This is a genomic window from Rhodovulum marinum, assembly GCF_004343075.1.
In the GTDB taxonomy this organism is placed as follows: Bacteria; Pseudomonadota; Alphaproteobacteria; order Rhodobacterales; family Rhodobacteraceae; genus Rhodovulum; species Rhodovulum marinum.
This window is the reverse complement of record NZ_SLXP01000024.1, coordinates 1-17,071: the sequence shown is the minus strand read 5'-3', so window position 1 is coordinate 17,071 and position 17,071 is coordinate 1. Positions and strand designations below refer to the sequence as shown.

The 17,071-nt window shown below is 67.1% G+C and carries 13 protein-coding genes, 1 tRNA gene and 2 pseudogenes; 8 read left to right on the top strand and 8 right to left on the bottom strand.

Going from position 1 to position 17,071, the window contains the following annotated elements; genetic code table 11:
* Positions 1-259 precede the first annotated feature (259 nt).
* A complete protein-coding gene (locus EV662_RS19015; protein ID WP_132466388.1) occupies positions 260-1,309 on the top strand; it encodes a hypothetical protein in 1,050 nt (349 codons plus the stop codon).
* A gap of 108 nt (positions 1,310-1,417) precedes the next feature.
* Here the strand turns inward: EV662_RS19015 and EV662_RS19010 are convergent.
* Positions 1,418-2,612 (bottom strand): annotated as a pseudogene (locus EV662_RS19010) (DUF932 domain-containing protein).
* Between the two features lie 434 nt (positions 2,613-3,046).
* Here EV662_RS19010 and EV662_RS20120 point away from each other — a divergent pair.
* A pseudogene (locus tag EV662_RS20120) lies at positions 3,047-4,096 on the top strand (recombinase family protein); the annotation flags it as partial.
* A gap of 144 nt (positions 4,097-4,240) precedes the next feature.
* Here the strand turns inward: EV662_RS20120 and EV662_RS19980 are convergent.
* The 4 genes from EV662_RS19980 to EV662_RS18990 form a co-directional block, all read right to left on the bottom strand.
* Positions 4,241-4,486, bottom strand: coding sequence for a hypothetical protein (locus EV662_RS19980; protein WP_243695916.1), 246 nt, complete (start codon positions 4,484-4,486; stop codon positions 4,241-4,243).
* 139 nt (positions 4,487-4,625) lie between these two features.
* Positions 4,626-4,702, bottom strand: a tRNA-Met gene (locus EV662_RS19000).
* Positions 4,703-4,769: 67 nt separating this feature from the next.
* Positions 4,770-6,566: a TRAP transporter permease gene (locus tag EV662_RS18995; protein WP_132466385.1), complete on the bottom strand. Its 1,797-nt coding sequence runs from the start codon at positions 6,564-6,566 to the stop codon at positions 4,770-4,772.
* 66 nt (positions 6,567-6,632) lie between these two features.
* A complete protein-coding gene (locus EV662_RS18990) occupies positions 6,633-7,580 on the bottom strand; it encodes a TAXI family TRAP transporter solute-binding subunit (RefSeq protein WP_132466383.1) in 948 nt (315 codons plus the stop codon).
* A gap of 174 nt (positions 7,581-7,754) precedes the next feature.
* Between EV662_RS18990 and EV662_RS18985 the strand changes: the two genes are divergently transcribed.
* From EV662_RS18985 to selD, 6 genes are all read left to right on the top strand, one after another.
* Entirely contained in the window at positions 7,755-7,958 is a 204-nt protein-coding gene (locus EV662_RS18985; protein WP_132466380.1) for a YgaP family membrane protein, read from the top strand.
* Between the two features lie 83 nt (positions 7,959-8,041).
* On the top strand, positions 8,042-8,698 hold the full coding sequence (locus EV662_RS18980; protein WP_132466377.1) for an ABC transporter ATP-binding protein: 657 nt from the start codon (positions 8,042-8,044) through the stop codon (positions 8,696-8,698).
* Positions 8,698-11,109 carry an ABC transporter permease gene (locus EV662_RS18975; RefSeq protein WP_132466374.1) on the top strand — a complete coding sequence of 804 codons (2,412 nt, stop codon included), beginning with the start codon at positions 8,698-8,700 and terminating at the stop codon, positions 11,107-11,109. Before EV662_RS18980 ends, EV662_RS18975 begins: the two co-directional genes overlap by 1 nt.
* A complete protein-coding gene (locus tag EV662_RS18970) occupies positions 11,099-12,157 on the top strand; it encodes a lipocalin-like domain-containing protein (protein ID WP_132466371.1) in 1,059 nt (352 codons plus the stop codon). Before EV662_RS18975 ends, EV662_RS18970 begins: the two co-directional genes overlap by 11 nt.
* Positions 12,150-12,707 (top strand): pyridoxamine 5'-phosphate oxidase family protein, encoded by a 558-nt coding sequence (locus tag EV662_RS18965; protein WP_132466367.1) that lies wholly within the window; start codon positions 12,150-12,152, stop codon positions 12,705-12,707. Before EV662_RS18970 ends, EV662_RS18965 begins: the two co-directional genes overlap by 8 nt.
* 60 nt (positions 12,708-12,767) lie before the next feature.
* Positions 12,768-14,951, top strand: coding sequence for a selenide, water dikinase SelD (gene selD / locus EV662_RS18960; protein WP_132466364.1), 2,184 nt, complete (start codon positions 12,768-12,770; stop codon positions 14,949-14,951).
* On the opposite strand, the gene mnmH is transcribed toward selD, so the two are convergent.
* From mnmH to EV662_RS18945, 3 genes are all read right to left on the bottom strand, one after another.
* Entirely contained in the window at positions 14,938-15,999 is a 1,062-nt protein-coding gene (gene mnmH, locus EV662_RS18955; RefSeq protein ID WP_132466361.1) for a tRNA 2-selenouridine(34) synthase MnmH, read from the bottom strand. The two genes, selD and mnmH, sit on opposite strands and share 14 nt — an antisense overlap.
* 39 nt (positions 16,000-16,038) lie before the next feature.
* Entirely contained in the window at positions 16,039-16,845 is an 807-nt protein-coding gene (locus EV662_RS18950; protein ID WP_132466358.1) for a YdcF family protein, read from the bottom strand.
* Between the two features lie 7 nt (positions 16,846-16,852).
* Positions 16,853-17,071, bottom strand: a 219-nt coding sequence (locus EV662_RS18945) for a UDP binding domain-containing protein (protein WP_279533261.1), incomplete at its 5' end; no start/stop codon positions are given.

Genomic DNA, 17,071 nt, shown 5'->3' with positions numbered 1-17,071 from the left:
GTGGGTCCCATGGGATATCTCCGCGACAGGCCAGCCGGGAGCCTCTCTCCCGACCTCCAAACCCGTCACGGAAAACCCGGCACCCCTCTTACTCTCCGGCGGCACAACCGAAGTCACGCGATTGATTTCAACTGGACGTTGACTCTGGCACATAAGTACCATCCAGATAGTTTAAGCTTGGCCGGGTGACCGAATGGCTGTGGCATTCTGTTCTTGCCCGGCGACCATTAGAAGCGCTTTCAGAAGGATAACTACGGACTTGAAACTGACGAAATTTCTTTCTGCTGGTAGAGGTTCGCAAATACCTGCGCTAGTGTCCGGCGTAAGCATATTGTCTTTAATGTTCTCAGATTCATTTAATCGAACAAAGACGGTTGAGACTGCGTTGAAGTCTTCCTTGATCGCGAACAGATCGATCGCCATTCCATCACAATATATGGAGGATGCATTTCGTGGAAAGCTTTTAGAGTGGGCTCCGAAGCGTCGTGTTCGGTCGAAACATCTGAAGCTACAGGAAGCATTCTTGTTCATTGACGATGAGGACTGGCATAACGATCAAAGCTTCGTCGAATATCACCCCGACGTGTCAATATCGCTGAACGACTTTGACAGAATTTGCTATGAGTTAGGTGCTTCTGAGGACAATGTTCAACCTTTGGGATACAACCATTTTTCCGAAGAGCATGAGTTCCACGATCGAAGAAACTCGATGGAGATAGATCAGGACATTGATGATTTGTATGGCGTTAAGTATTACTCCCGAATTGCACAGAACAGCGAATTGCGAAAATATCTTCTAGCCATACTGGCCGGTGCCAAGGTGGATCTAAACGCATTCGACCTCTATTATTTATCGCACGGCTCAAAGCTGTCGGCGCCTCCCTCAGAAAGCAAATTTCGCTTGGTTGATCCCGTGGCGCTTCTGGAAACTGCAAACGAGAAGTTTGACCTACTTCTACCAGACATAAGCGACCTAGACTGGGAAGATATCGTTGAGCTGCGCGAGAACCCAAAGACTGAAGCCTTTAGGCAGTTTGTTTCCAACGATAACTATCTAGCCAAAGAGAAGCATGAGATTTTGATAGAAATCAATGAAGCGCTGATCGATGGAATGGGATTGTTTCTCCCCAAAAGGAAAAGCAACTTTCTAACAAAGCTTTTCGAGAACCTTCCAATACCGGCCCCAATTCCCTTGCCCAATCCATACACACTCTGGAAATGGCAAAAGGAGTCAAAAGCCGTTGCGTCTCACTATGAAAAATACCCGTGGTTTTGGACCTACTACAATTGCCGTTCCGGCAATAAATGACCTCGATATCCAAGTAGATCTTGGGGCCAAGATGCACTTCGATAGAATTCTTTCGGCTTGGCAGCCGTACGCTGGCAACCTAACGAGATTGCCAGCGCATCGATCCGGTCAACTGATCGTTTCTAACAACGCCTTCGCCTTCCCCTCCATCACCAGTCGCGCGTCCTGCTGCGACTTCGACCGTGCCACCGCGGTGATCCCCTGCACGAAGTCGAAGACGCTTTCCGGCGGGCGGCCTTCCTCGACCAACACGGTCTCGACGATCCGCCCCGTCTCCGCCTTCGAGAACCCGCGTTTGCGGAGGAAATCCTGACGGTCCTCGTCCGACCGCGCGACGATCTTCTCGCGCGCTGCGCGGATGCCGTCAATGAAAGGCGCCGGCGAGGACTCTGCGAAGCGGCTGAGCGCAGGCGCGGCCTCATGCGCGAAGCGGGAGGCGGCGTATTTCGAGTGCCGGATCGTGATCTCCTGGAAGTCCTCGACGCCCCAGAGGTTGCGGTTCTGACAGACCGCGCGCAGGTAGAAGCTGGCGATGCCGAGCGTCTTGGCGCCCACCTCCGAATTCCAGCAATAGAACCCCCGGAAATAAAGGTCGGGCGAGCCGTCGGGCAGCAGCCCCGCCTCGATCGGGTTGAGGTCATCGACGAGGAACAGGAACACGTCGCGGTCGGAGGCGTAGAGCGTCGTCGTCTCCTTCGTGACGTCCACGCGCGGGTTGTAGATGCCGGTCGACCAGTCGACCACGCCCGGCACCTTCCAGCGCGTGTCGCCCGTGCCGTTGCCCGCGATGCGCTGAACGGCGGAGACCAGTTCATGGTCGTAGATGCGGCCATAGTCGGGGCCGGTGACGGCGCGCAGTTCCGTGCGGCCGTTTGCGACTTCCATGGTCTTGATCTGTTCGGCCCGGTGGTTCGTCAGTCCGTACTGCAGGTTGATCCCCGCCAGCGGCGCAGGCAGTTGCCGCAGATAGGCCGCGGGTGCACCGACGAGGCTCGAGAGCTGGCCGAAGGACCAATGGGTCGGCGCAATGGGTTCATCCGCGCCCGGCAGAACAAGGCCCAGCTTTTTGCGGGTCGTCGCGATGCGCCTCGACCCGGATCGCCGCACTCTCCACGGTGCGCGTCCGGCTCCGCTCCGCCCGGCCCTTGACCGAGGCGAAAAGATCGTCGAGCGACAGATACCGCTCGTCATCCGGCCGCGAGAACCACTCCGACGACACGCGGTCAACGTTCTCGCCACGCGACACATCCACCTTATAGCCGCCGCTGATGTCGCGCCCGGCATCGATAATCTCGGTATTCATTGGAAAACCTCCGCGACGGGCGGCGGAGGCCTCTCCTCCAGCCCTCAACCCGTCACGGGTCTTCCAGACGATCTCTGACTCGATTTCGCTTCCCAGGATCTCGACGGGACGAACGGGCGCGACGTGAACGCAAATGGCGGACTCTGTCCGATGCGCCCGCCAGAGCCGCCCGCCGTACGATGACCGATATGAATTGCTTCTCCGCACGGTGAAGGGTCTGCACCGTGCAGGAATGGAGCACCGCAAGACAGCCAGTTCGATACGAAAAGCCGGACGCACCCATGCATATGGCCGTCGGGGACGTATTGAACTGCCAACCCAGCCGGATGGCGAACTGGTCGCCGTTATACGCGCACTTGCCAGGGCAGCCGCAAGGGAGGATCATCGGATAACAAACGCCAAATCGCAGCCGATGCCCCCGGGGAGCTTCTCTGATGAAGAAGACCGCGATCTACGCCCGTTTCTCGACTGAACTGCAGAACGACCGTTCTATCGAAGATCAGGTGCATCTCTGCCGGGACCATGCCGCCCGAAACGACCTTGCGGTTGTCGCAACCTATGCCGACAGGGCTCGTTCCGGGGCGTCCGTCTACGGGCGTGACGGGCTGATGGAGTTGCTCCATGAAGCGTGGCTGGGAAAGTTCGATGTCATTCTCGTGGAAGCGCTCGATCGCTTGTCTCGAGACCAGGAGGACCTCGCGGGCATTTGGAAACGGCTCAACTTTGCCGGGATAGAACTTCGTGCGGTGCACGAGGGGACCGCGGACCAGGTGCAGATCGGCGTTCGGGGCCTTCTGGGCTCTCTTTACCTGACGGATCTGGCGAACAAGGTAAGACGGGGTATGGACGGCGTTGTACGGGATGGTCGTCACGCGGGCGGTCGTGCCTATGGATATCGTCGCGTTCCTGGCAGACCTGGCGATCTGGAGATCGTCGAAAGCGAAGCGCTAATCGTACGGCGCATCTTTCAGGAGTATGTGTCAGGTCGAACACCGCGCGAGATCGCACACGAGCTCAATTCGGAAGGGATCGCGCCGCCGCGTGGCAAAAGATGGGCCGCTTCCACCATCAATGGAAACAAGACCAGGCACCACGGCATCCTGCTGAACGAACTCTACGTCGGTCAGCTTGTCTGGAACAGAGTCCGCATGCTGAAGGACCCCGATACCGGAAAACGGATCTCAAGGCCAAACCCGCCGGACGAATGGAAGAGGGCGGAGGTGCCACATCTCGCGATTGTCGACAGATCGCTTTTCGATGCCGCGCAGGTCCGCAAGGAAGAACGAAGTCACATGGCTCCACAACGGCAGAGGAAGGCGAAGTACCTTCTCTCCGGCCTTCTTAAATGTGGGTGTTGCGGCGGCGGCATCTCGGTGAAAGACCGGGATCACGGCCGTGTGCGTATTCATTGCAGCACGAGACGGGAATCCGGGTCCTGCGACAACAAGAAGATATTCTATATGGACGAGATCGAGGCGGCCGTTCTGTCAGGCCTCAAGCAGCATCTGAAGGCACCGGAGCTGTTGAAAGAGTTCGCCAAAGCCTACCAGCAAGAGCGCGAACGCCTCGTCGCCGACAAACGCCGCGCACGCTCCCGCCTTGAGGCCAAGCTTGACGAGACGAAACGGCTACTTGATCGCGCATGGTCCGACTACGAGGCCGAGCGCTTGCCGACCGAGCTGATCGGTGCCCGGATGAGAGACCTGCTGGCCACACAGAAGGAACTTGAGGCGGAACTCGCCGTCACTCCTCAAAACGAGAAGGTCGTCGGCTTGCACCCGGCAGCGCTCAGCCAGTTTGAGCGATATGTCGGCGATCTCGAATCGATCTTTGGGGCGGGTATCACCAAGGACACCGAAGAAGCTGCCGAACAAATAAGGCGCCTTATTGTGCGCATCGTCGTTGAGCCGGTCGAGGACGGGTTCAAGCTTCGAGTGGAAGGACGCCTGTCGGAACTCTTGCAGGCCCCGAGCCTATACCCGAGCATGCGGATTGCCGCGTCGGGGGGATCGGTGGTAGCGGAGGAGGGACTTGAACCCCCGACACGCGGATTATGATTCCGCTGCTCTAACCAACTGAGCTACTCCGCCACAAGCGAGGCGCTAGGTAAGCGAGGCGCGCAGGGGCGTCAAGGGAAAAACTCTGGCGGCGGCCCCATCACGGCAACGCCCCTGCGAAGATCACGAAACCACCGGCCAGCGCGAGAGAAATCCGCAGAACCAACCGCCGGGCACCGATCAACCCGAAGGAGATCAGCCCGAGACCCAGCGCCATGCGCAGACCTGCCAGCGCCGCGGCGCCGGGCGCCAGGGCAAGGTCCAGAACCTCGGGATTGGCGATCATGCCCAGCGGGATCACGTAGAGTCCCACGCCCAGCGCCATCGCCGTCGCCGCGACCTTCAGCCAGTTCTCCTCGATCATGCCGGCGGCGATGAAAACCGCACCGCACACCGGGGGTGTGATCGTCGACAAAAGCGCGAACCAGAACACGAAAAGATGCGCCTGAAGCGGTTCCAGTCCCAGTTCGATCAGCGCGGGCCCGGCGACCGAAACGCAGATCACGTAAGCCGCTGTCGTCGGCACCTCCATCCCGAGGATAAGACAGGCAAGCGCGGTCAGGATCAGGGACGGCCACAACAGCCCGCCCGACCCCGACAGGATCACCGAGGTAAGTTTCACCCCCAGACCAGTGATCGCCAGAACACCGATCACGATGGAGGCGCACAGGATGATCGCCGCGATCATCGACACCTGCCGGGCGGCGGTCAGGCAGGCGCGTTCGGCGCGCCGGGCGGCTGCGGGCAGGTGGACGCGCAGGCGCCGGTCGAACAGTAGCAACAGCGCCGCCGCCAGGATCGCCTGTGCGGCGGCGTATTGCGCGGTGACGCCGGTGGCAAACATCCCCCGCAGAAGCACCGTGAAGGGCACCAGGAAGAACAGCGAGGTGATCGCCACATCGCGGCCCCGCGGCCGGTCCTCGGCGTCCAGTCCGCGCAGGTCATGGCGCCGGGCATAGCCGTCGATGCCGACCCAGACGGTAAAGAAATACAGAACCGCCGGGATCAGCGCGGCGGCCATGATGCCGGTATAGGGCACGCCCGTCAGTTCCACCATGACGAAGGCCCCCGCCCCCATCAACGGCGGCATGATCTGCCCGCCCGACGAGGCCACCGCCTCCACCGCGCCCGCCAACCGCCGCGGATAGCCCAGCCGCGCCATCGCGGGCAGGGTGATCGCACCGGTCGAGGCCACGTTGGCCGAGGCCGACCCCGAGATCGACCCGAACAGCGCCGACGAGATCAGAGAGACCTTGGCCGCCCCGCCCCTGAGGTGACCCGCAGCGAACCCCGCGACGTTCATGAACCCCTGCCCCGCCTCGCCCGCGTTAAGCACCGCGCCGAAGATCACGAAGATCGCGACGATACCGACCGAAACGCCGGTCAGGCTGCCCCAGATGCCGCCCTCGGCAATGGTCAGCGTGCCCAGGAAACTGGCCAGCGGCGTGCCGGAATGGCCGAATTCGCCGGGAATGTGCTGACCCCACAGCCCATAGGCCAACGCCAGCGCCGCCACCGTAGGCAGTGGCCAGCCGATGGCGCGGCGCGCCGCCTCCAGCACGGTCAGCAACAGGATGATGGCGATACCGGCCTGAAACGGCCCTTCAAGGAACCCGTACTGGTCGGCCAAAGTGTCATGCTGCCAGGCGACCCAGCCCGCCGCCCCGATCCCCAGCGCGGCCCAGACCAGCCCGGTGGCCAGCCCCCGCCGCGTCCGCGCCCCGAAAACGAAGATCCACGGCAGGATCAGCGCCATGTGCAGCGGCCGCGCCACGAGGTTCGGCACGAGGCCGGAAAAGATCAGGCCCAGGTGAAAGGCGATCAGCCCCACCGCCAGCCCCAGCCGCAGCCAGCGCAGCGGGCCGGTGTCGATTTCCTCGGCGGATGGGGCAAGCATGGGCGGGGCCTTCGCGAAAAAGGCCGGGCCGCCATGGCTCGGCCGTTCGGGTCGGATCGGGGCGGGTTACATCTGCGCGTCGGTCAGCGGAAAGCCCGCCTCGCGGTAATAGCGCAGCGCACCGGGATGAATCTTGCCCGCGATATTGGCCATGAGCCCCTGGTCGACGCCCTTCCACCAGGGCGCGCTGTCGGCCATGCGGGCCTTTTCCTCCCAATAGGTTTTCGTCAGCTGATAGGCCGTCTCGTCTTCCATAGCGGTCGTCGTATAGGCGACGACAGGCAACGAGGTGGTCACGATATCGGTGTCCTGCCCGGCATAGGTGCCCGCCGGGATCACCAGGCGCGTCCGCCCGGTTTCAGCGACCTGCTCGTCGCTCATCGAGATGACATGCACACCGGTGGACGCCGCGGCCTCGATCACGTTCGGCGCGGGCCAGCTGCCAGCGGTCACGAACCCGTCGATCTGCCCGTTCTTCAGCGCGGCGACCGCGTTCGACAGTTCCACGTCGGCGATGGTCACCTTGCCCTCCAGACCGAAAAGCCCGAGGTATTTCTCGCCCTCGCTCGCCCCGAACGACCCCTTGCCCAACAGGATGGTCTTGCCCTCCATCCCGGCGAAATCGGTAACGCCTGAAGCGTCCGACATCACGAAATGCATGGTCAACGACGGGATCGGGAACAGCGCGCGGATCTCGTCGAATTTCGGATCGCCCTTGCCTTCGAACATGGCCTTGCCGGCCTGCGCCAGACCCACCAGCGCGGGCGGCGTGGTGAAGACGTAGTCGGCGCCGCGGGCGCGCACCTCCATCACGTTCTGCACCGACCCCTGGCTTTCCTCGACGGTGACGATGATCTGGCCGTCGGTACCCGCCTTCATGGCCTCGGCGACCTGCACGCCCATCTGGTAATAGGACGACCCCGACTTGGCCGACTTGTAGGTCACGCGGGTTTCGGCCCAGGCGGGCGCGGCGGCGATCACCAACGCGGCGAAGGCGGCAGAGACAAGTTTCATGGGGCATCCTTCCTTTGCGGTTTCCGGCACTCGCGCCAAAGGACAACCTGCCGGGACCGGGGTCAAGGCCGGGCGGAACTGCGACAAAATATTCAAATTATTGAATTTATAGCGTGCCGCGCCTATACTGAACCGAAAGGCCCTAAAGGCCCGATTCCATCAAGGAGAGACCCGATGACCCTCGACCGTGCCGTGATGACCTTCGCCGGCTTCATGATCCTTCTTTCGCTTGCGCTGGGCACATGGGTGTCGGGCTGGTGGTATCTTTTCACCGCGTTCATCGGGGTGAACATGATCCAGGCGTCCTTCACCGGGTTCTGCCCCGCCGCGATGATCTTAAAGAAGCTGGGCATCAAGGCGGGCAACGCCTTCGAATAAGGCGCCCTGCGGCACACGGTCCCGCAAGGCGGGGGTGTTCGCCGCCTCTGCCGGCGCTAGATACGCCCGGCGGAGGATGATGCATGCTTCTTTCCCTGACCGGGGTTTGCAAGACCTATGACAGCGGCGCGGCCCGGGTCGATGTGCTGCGCGGCATCGACCTGGTCCTGGCGCCGGGCGAAACCGTGGCGCTGACCGGTGAATCCGGCTCTGGCAAAAGCACGCTTCTGCACCTCTGCGCGGGACTCGACCGCGCCGATGGCGGCCGGATCGAGGTTGCGGGGCGCGACCTGTCGGGGGCCGATGACGCGACGATGGCCGCGCTGCGCCGCGACCGGGTCGGGCTGGTGTTCCAGCAGTTCAACCTGATCCCGTCGCTGGACGTGGGCGCCAACCTGGCCTTCCAGGCGCGGCTTGCGGGCCGGGACGAACCCGCCCGGATCGCCACACTGGCCGACCGGCTGGGCCTTGGCGGGCTGACGGGCCGCTATCCCGAACAGCTGTCGGGCGGCCAGCAGCAGCGCGTCGCCATCGGCCGCACGCTCGCCGCGCGCCCCGCGCTGATCCTGGCGGACGAACCCACCGGCAACCTCGACGAGGCCACCGGCGACGCGGTGCTCGACCTGATGCTGGAACTGGTGGCCGAGGCGGGTGCGGGCCTCTTGATGGTGACCCATTCGCCGCGCCTTGCCGCGCGTTTGTCGCGGCGGGTGCACCTGTCGGGCGGGCGGCTGGCCTGATGCGCCGCACCGCGCTCTCTGCCCTCCTGTCGCATTGGCGCCGCCACCCGCTGCAACTGGCAAGCTTGTTGTTGGGGCTGGCGCTGGCCACCGCGCTGTGGTCGGGCGTGCAGGCGATCAATGCCGAGGCGCGCGCCAGCTATGACCGCGCGGCGCAGGTGCTGGGCCAAGACCGGCTGGAAAGCCTGGTCCCGGCGGATGGCCAGCGCGTGCCGGACGCGATGTTCGCGGCGCTCCGGCGCGGCGGCTGGCTGGTCTCGCCGCTGGTCGAGGGGCGCTGGTTCCGCGCGGGCCAATCGGTGCAGATCTACGGCATCGACCCTTTCACCGCACCCGCGGACAGCCTGCCCCCGGCGGTCGCGGAAACCGGCGGGATCATGGATTTCATCACGCCACCCGGCCGCGCCTTCGCAGCACCGGAAACGGTGGCCGACCTGCAAGACGCCGAGGGCCTGCCCCCGCTGGTCGCCGCCGAAGGCGTCGCGCCCGGCATGCTGATCATGGATATCGGCATCGCCCAGACGCTGTTGCGCGCGGACGGCCAGGTCTCGCGCTTCCTGCTGGCCCCCGATCAGCCGATGGGCCGCACGCCGCTGGAGCAAATCGTCCCGGGGCTGGAACGTCACACGCCGCAGGAAACCGCGGATGTCGCCGAACTGACCGGCAGTTTCCACCTGAACCTGACCGCCTTCGGCTTCCTGTCCTTCGCGGTGGGGCTGTTCATCGTGCATTCCGCCATCGGCCTTGCCTTTGAACAACGCCGCCCGATGTTCCGCACCCTGCGCGCCCTTGGCCTGCCGCTGAAAACGCTGGTGGGGCTGCTGGCGGCCGAGGTGATGCTGCTGGCGCTGATCGCGGGGCTGGTGGGCATCGCGCTGGGCTATGTCATCGCCGCGGCTCTGTTGCCCGACGTCGCCGCCACCCTGCGCGGGCTTTACGGCGCGACGCTGTCGGGGTCGCTGTCGCTGCGCCCTGAATGGTGGCTGGGGGGGCTCGCCATCGCATTGCTCGGCGCGGGGGTCGCGGCGGCGCAAAGCCTTTGGCGGCTGTGGCGCCTGCCGCTGCTGGCGCCCGCACAGCCGCGGGCCTGGGCACGGGCCTCGGCACGCGGTTTCGCCCTGCTGGCCGCGGTGGCGGCGGGGCTGGCCGGTGTCGCGGTGATCGCGGGCGTCTACGGCACTGGCATCGTCGCGGGCTTCGTCCTTCTGGGGGCGCTGCTCCTGTCGGCGGCTCTTGCGCTGCCCGGCGCGCTGGCGCTGGCGCTGGCCGGCGCCGAACGGTTCAGCCGCCGCGTGCTGCCGCAATGGTTCTGGGCCGATACCCGCCAGCAATTGCCGGGGCTGTCGCTGGCGCTGATGGCGCTGTTGCTGGCGCTGTCGGCCAATATCGGCGTGGGCACTATGGTGGCCAGCTTCCGCCTGACCTTCACCGAGTGGCTGGACCAGCGGCTGCCCTCGGAACTCTACGTCACCGCCCGGACCGAGGAAGAAGCCCTGCGCCTGCGCGCCTGGCTGGAGCCGCGGGTGGACGCGCTGTTGCCGATCTGGCGGGTCGAGGGGCCGGTGCTGGGCCAGACCGCCGAGATCTACGGCGTCGCCGACCACCGCACCTATGCCGACAACTGGCCGATGCTGCTGGCCGAACCGGACGTGTGGCAACGGCTGGCCCGCGCCGAGGGCGCCATCGTCAACGAACAGCTTTGGCGGCGCGAAACGCTGGCGCTGGGCGACCCCGTCCCGCTGCCGGGCGGCGCGGTGCGCCCGCTGGTGGGTGTCTATTCCGATTACGGCAACCCGCGCGGGCAGGTCATCATCGGGGTGGCCGACCTTGTCGCCCAGTTCCCCGAGCTTGACCGCCGCCGCTATGCGATCCGCACCGACCCCGGCGCCGTGGCCGACCTGCGCGAGGCATTGGTGCAGGACTTCGGCCTGCCCGCCGACAACATGATCGACCAGGGCATGGTCAAGGAAATCTCGCTGACCGTGTTCGAACGCACATTTGCCGTGACCGCCGCGCTGAACGTGCTGACGATGGGCGTGGCGGGTTTCGCGATGTTCACCAGCCTGTTGACGCTGTCGACCATGCGCCTGCCGCAGCTGGCCCCGGTCTGGGCGCTGGGGCTGACACGCGCCGCCCTTGCCCGGCTGGAACTGCTGCGCGCGATGCTGCTGGCTGCGCTGACCATGGTGCTGGCGATCCCCGTGGGCCTGCTGCTGGCCTGGGTGCTGCTGGCGGTGGTGAACGTGGCGGCCTTTGGCTGGCGGCTGCCGATGCATGTCTTCCCGGCCGACTGGCTGTGGTTGGCCGCGCTGGCGCTGGCCGCGGGCGGGCTGGCGGCGGCGTGGCCCGCCTGGCGGCTGGCGCGGATCGAACCCGCCACCCTGGTCAAGGTGTTCGCCGATGAACGTTAAGGCCCTGATCCTCGCGGCCCTACTGCCGCTGCCCGCACTGGCCCAGGGTTTCGCCGGGCTGGGGCAGACCGCTGACGGCTATGCCCTGCCCGACCCCGGCCGGGTGCTGGAATTCCCGCACGATCACGGCGCGCATCCCGAGTTCCGGATCGAATGGTGGTACCTGACCGCCAACCTGGCCGGCGCGGACGGGCGCGACTATGGCGTGCAGTGGACGCTGTTTCGCAACGCGCTGGCCCCCGGCAACGTGGGCCAGGGCTGGCAGACAGCACAGGCCTGGATGGGGCATGCCGGGCTGACCACGCCCGGGGGGCATTTCCACGCCGAACGGCTGGGCCGCGGCGGGACCGGACAGGCGGGGGTGACGCCCGCCCCCTTTGCCGCCTGGATCGACGACTGGCGGATGGAAAGCACCGCGCCCCCGGACACCGACCCGTATTCCGCGCTGGCCCTGACCGCCAGCGGCCCGGATTTCGCCTACGACCTTGCGCTTGTGGCCCACGGCCCGCTGGTGCTGCATGGCGCGGCGGGCTTCTCGGTGAAATCCGAAGAAGGGCAGGCCAGCCACTATTATTCCCAACCGTTCTACCGCGTGACCGGCACCCTTTCCCTGCCCGATGGTCCGGTCGAGGTGACCGGGCAGGCCTGGCTTGACCGGGAATGGTCCAGCCAGCCGTTGACTGAAAACCAGGAAGGCTGGGACTGGGTCTCGCTGCACCTGGACGACGGCGCCAAGCTCATGGGCTACCGGATGCGGGGGGAACCGGACGATTACACCGTCGGCACCTGGATCGCGGCGGATGGCACCGCGACGCCCCTGCCCGAAGGCGCGCTGACCATGACGCCGATCCGCCGGGCAGATGTCGCCGGCCGCGAAGTGCCAGTGGGCTGGCGGCTGATCCTGCCCGATCGCGACCTGGATATCGAGGTTCAGGCCTTGCAGGATGCGTCCTGGATGGCCACGATGATTCCCTATTGGGAAGGCCCGGTGCGCGTCACCGGAAGCCATTCCGGCCGCGGCTACCTGGAGATGACGGGCTATGAATGACCCCCTGACGACGCTGGCCGGCACGCTGGACACGGTCTGGCACCATCTCGAACGCGGCACGGTCCAGCGCGACGCCCCCGCCCGCCATCCGGTTCTGGCCACCGCCGGCCCTGCCGGGGCCGAGGCGCGGATGGTCGTGCTGCGCGCCGCCGGGCGTATCGATGACCGGATCGAGGTCTATGCCGACCGCCGGTCGGCCAAGGTGGGCGAACTGGCCAGCGAGCCGCGGGCAAGCCTGTTGGTCTGGGATCCGGCCCAGCGGCTGCAGATCCGGCTGCGCGCGCGCTTTCAGGTGCTGGCAGGCGAAACCGTCGCGGCGCTGTGGGAGGCGCTGCCGGGCCCGGCCCGCGCGCTCTATGGCGGACGCCCCGCGCCGGGCACACCGATATCCGGGCCCGGCGATCACATTGCCGACCCCGCGGCGCATGCCTTCTGCGTGCTGCGTGGCGCGCTGTCCGAGATCGAGACGCTGCACCTGGCCACGCTGGGCCACCGCCGCGCCCTGTTCCGCGCCGCGGATGGCTGGCGCGGCCAATGGTGCGCCCCCTGACCCCTGTCGCCCGGCCGCGCGCGCCCCTATATCCCGGCCAACCCCAAGACCGGAGGTTCCATGCACCACCCCCTGCCGCTGACCCGTGACCTTGTCCTGATCGGCGGCGGCCATACCCATGCGCTGGTCGCCCGCGCCTGGGGGATGAAGCCCGTGCCCGGCGTACGGGTGACCATCATCAACCCCGGCCCCACCGCGCCCTATTCCGGGATGCTGCCGGGCCTGATCGCCGGGCATTACACCCGCGACCAGCTGGAAATCGACCTGGTGCCGCTGGCCCGCCACGCGGGCGCCCGCCTGGTGATCGGCCGGGCCCAGGGAATCGACCGCGCCCAGCGCCTGATCCACGTGCCGGGCCGCCCGCCGATCCGCTATGACATCGCGTCCATCGACATCGGCATCACCTCGGACCTGCCCGACCTGCCCGGCTTCGCCGATCACGCCGTGCCCGCGAAACCGCTGGGCGCCTTTGCCGACCGGTGGGAGGATTTCGTCATCCAGGCCCGCGCCGGAGAGGCCGCCCCCCGCGTCACCGTGATCGGCGCGGGCGTCGCGGGGGTGGAACTGGCGCTCGCCGCCCGGCACCGCCTGGCGCAGGCGGGCCTGTCGCCCGAGATCACGCTGATCGACGCCGCGGGCGACGTCCTGCGCGACGTTCGCCCCGCCGCCAAGGCCGCACTGATGGACCAGCTCGCGGCGCAGGGGGTGCGGCTGCGCACCGGAGTCGCGGTCGAGCGGGTCGAGGCCGGGGGCGCGGTGCTGGCGGGCGGCGAAGCGATCCCCGCGGGTCTGGTGATCGGCGCGGCGGGGGCGCGGCCGCAGGGCTGGCTGGCCACTACCGGGCTGGACCTGACCGACGGCTTCGTGACCGTCGACCGGCACCTGCGGGCCATCAACGACCCCCATATCTTCGCGGTGGGAGATTGCGCGCATCTTTCGCACGACCCGCGCCCCAAGGCCGGGGTCTATGCCGTGCGCGAGGCCCCCCACCTGCTGGCCAACCTGCGGGCGGTGGCGACGGGCGGGCGGCTGCGCGCCTACCGGCCGCAAAAGGACTACCTCAAACTCATTTCGATGGGCGGCCAGCGCGCCGCCGCCGACCGCCTGAACCGCCGGATCGAGGGCGCCTGGGTCTGGCGCTGGAAGGACCATATCGACCGCAAGTTCATGCGCCAGTTCCACCAATTGCCTGCCATGGACCTCGCCCCGCACATCCCGCACGGCGCGGCATTGGGGATGGAAGAGGTCATCGGCGGCGGCCAGCCCCCCTGCGGCGGCTGCGCGGCGAAACCGGGGGCCGCGACCCTCGCCGGCGCGCTGGCGGGCCTGGCGCCGCCCGCGCGGGCGGACATGCTTCGCGGGCCGGGCGACGACGCGGCGATCCTGGCCCATGGGACGGGCGCGCAGGTCATCACCACCGACCACCTGCGCGCCCTGACCGAAGACCCCTACCTGATGGCGCGGATCGCCGCGACGCATGCGCTGGGCGATATCTGGGCGATGGGCGCGACACCGCAGGCCGCCCTGTCCACGGTCATCCTGCCGCGCATGGCCGAACCGATGCAGGCCGCGACCCTGCGCGAAATCCTGGCCGGGGCCGAAGAGGTGTTGAGTGCCGCCGGGGCCGATATCGCCGGCGGGCACAGCTCCACCGGGGCGGAACTGACCATCGGGTTCACCCTGACCGGGCTGGTTCAGGGCACGCCGCTGGGCCTGAACGGTGTGCGCCCGGGCGATACGCTGATCCTGACGAAACCCATCGGCAGCGGCACGATCATGGCCGCCGAGATGCAAGGGCGGGCCACCGGCCCCGAGGTACTGGCCGCGCTCGACACGATGCAGCACCCGCAGGGCGAGGCCGCGGCTGTGCTGGCGCCCAAGGCCCACGCGATGACCGATGTCACCGGCTACGGGCTGGCCGGGCACCTCATGTCGATGCTGCGCGCCTCGGGCGTGGGGGCGGTGCTGGACCTCGACACGGTGCCGCTTCTTCAGGGTGCGCTGCGGCTGTCCACGCTTGGCATCCGCTCGACGCTATTTGCGCAGAACGCCTCCATGGCCGACCAAGTCGACGGCGCCGACCTGACCGACCCACGCGCCGCGCTGCTGTTCGATCCGCAAACCGCGGGCGGGTTGTTGGCGGCGGTGCCGGGGGATGCGGCAAAGGCGTTGCTGGCCGCGCTGCCCGGCGCGGCGCGGATCGGCACCGTCACCGAGGGCCCCGCACGGATCAGGCTGGGCTGACCGCCTCGATTTCCGCGACCAGCGTGGGCAGCGCGGCGGCCAGCGCCTCCGGGTCCAGCCGGGTCAGCCGCACCTGCCGCGGCGGGCGATCCTCGAACCGGGCGCGCTGGCGGGCATAGCGGGGGTCGTAATGATCGGCCATCAGCCCCGCGGCCAACGCCTCGAATTCCCCCGCCCCGGCCAGCGCGCGCCAGCGCTCGATGCGTTCGCGCGGGTGCTGCGGGGCCAGCGCGTCGATCGTGGCCAATAGCCGGGCGGGGTCGTCGGTCACGTCGCGGTAACGCCGGGCAAGATAGGCCGCCCGCGCCGACAGGGGCGCGACGATCTCGATCCGGGGGGCGGCCTTCATCGCCTCCCACAGGGCGGGCGGCAGGTTGATCTGGCCGATCTTGCTCGACTCGGCCTCGACCACCACCGGGCGCGCGGGGTCCAGCGCATCGCGCGCCATGGCCAGCGCCGTCTCGAACCCCTTTTGTGCCGGCTGGCCGCCCGCCATCGCCCCGAACAGCGACCCGCGATGGTTCGCCAGCCCCTCCAGGTCGATCACCTGCACGCCCGCACCCGCCAACAGCCCCAGCACCTCGGTCTTGGCGGTGCCGGTATCGCCGTCCAGCACCACCACCGGCGCGGGCCAGGGCGCGTCATACAGCGCGCCCTGCACCAGCCGCCGGAAACTGCGCCAGCCGCCCTCGACCGTGTCCGCGCGCCAGCCGATCTGGCGCAGGATCAGCGAAAACGACCCCGACCGCTGACCGCCGCGCCAGCAATAGACCAGCGGGCGATACGATTTGGGCCGGTCGGCCAGCACCGTCTCGATGTGATGCGCGGCGTTGCGCGCGACCAGCGCCGCGCCCAGCTTGCGCGCCTTGAACGGGCTGTCCTGCGTGTAGATCGTGCCGACGCGGGCGCGTTCTTCGTTCGACAGGACCGGAAGAGAGATCGCGCCGGGAATATGATCCTCGGCGTATTCGGCGGGCGACCGCACGTCGATGATCTCGTCGAAATCGAGCGTGGCAAGATCGGACAGGGCGGAAATCGTGACCGGCATGACGCCTTTCTAGGCGGGGCGCGGGGCGGACGAAAGGGCCTAACCGCGGTAAAGGCAACCCGCCGGCAGGGGATGCGCCGCCCGGCCCGTCGCGCGATAGGCCACAAGGCCGATCCATTCGCGCAGCCCGGTATTCAGCGTCACCAGGCTTTCGGCGGGGTTCCACGAGGGGCGCAGGCCGGTCCGGCTGCGGAAATCGACCGGGTAGGGCGTCAGGCCGGTCCAGCCCGCCGCGCAGAAGGTTTCCACCGCGCGGGTCATGTGAAAGGCGCTGGTCACGAACAGCCATTGCCCGGGGCGGTCGGGGGCCAGGTCAGCGGCAAGCCGCGCGTTCTCGGCGGTATTGCGCGAGGCGCCTTCCAGGATCAGCCGCGCGGGGTCCAGCCCCGCTCCGGTCAGCCAGGCCCGCGCCACCTCGGACTGCATCGCCTGACCGGGGATGAGCTGCCCGCTGCCGCCGGTGAACATCACGGGGGCCTCGGGATACCGCCGCGCCAGGTCCAGCGCGGTCAGGAACCGTTCGCCCGCCTCGTTCACGCCGGGCTGGCCCCAGCGGGCCAGCGCGCTCTGATCCTCGGCGCCGCCCAGGATCACGATGCCGGCGACGGGCCCGGCGATGTCGGGCACCGGGTGGCGCGCCTCGAGCGGGCGCAGCACCAGACCCGGCAGCGGCGTCAGGATCACGATCAGCCACGCGGCCACGCCCAGCGACACCAGACCGCGCCCCAGCCGCCACCGCCCGCGCCACAGCGCCAGCAGGCCCAGTCCCAGCGCGATCAGGATCAGGCTGTCGGCCCGAAGCACCCCCCAGGCCAACTTGGAGACGACGAAAAAGACGTCGCCCATCGGCGCGTCAACCCTCCAGGCCAAAGCCCGGCCGGCCGACCGCGACATAGGCCTGGAAGCCCGCCGCCTTGACGTCCTCGGGCGGGTAGACGTTGCGCAGGTCGGCCATCCGCGGTGCGGCCATTGCCCCGGCGATCTGGGTCAGGTCGAGGCCGCGGAACTCGTTCCACTCGGTCAGCAGGACGACCGCATCGGCACCCGCCGCGGCGCCATAGGGGTCCTCGAC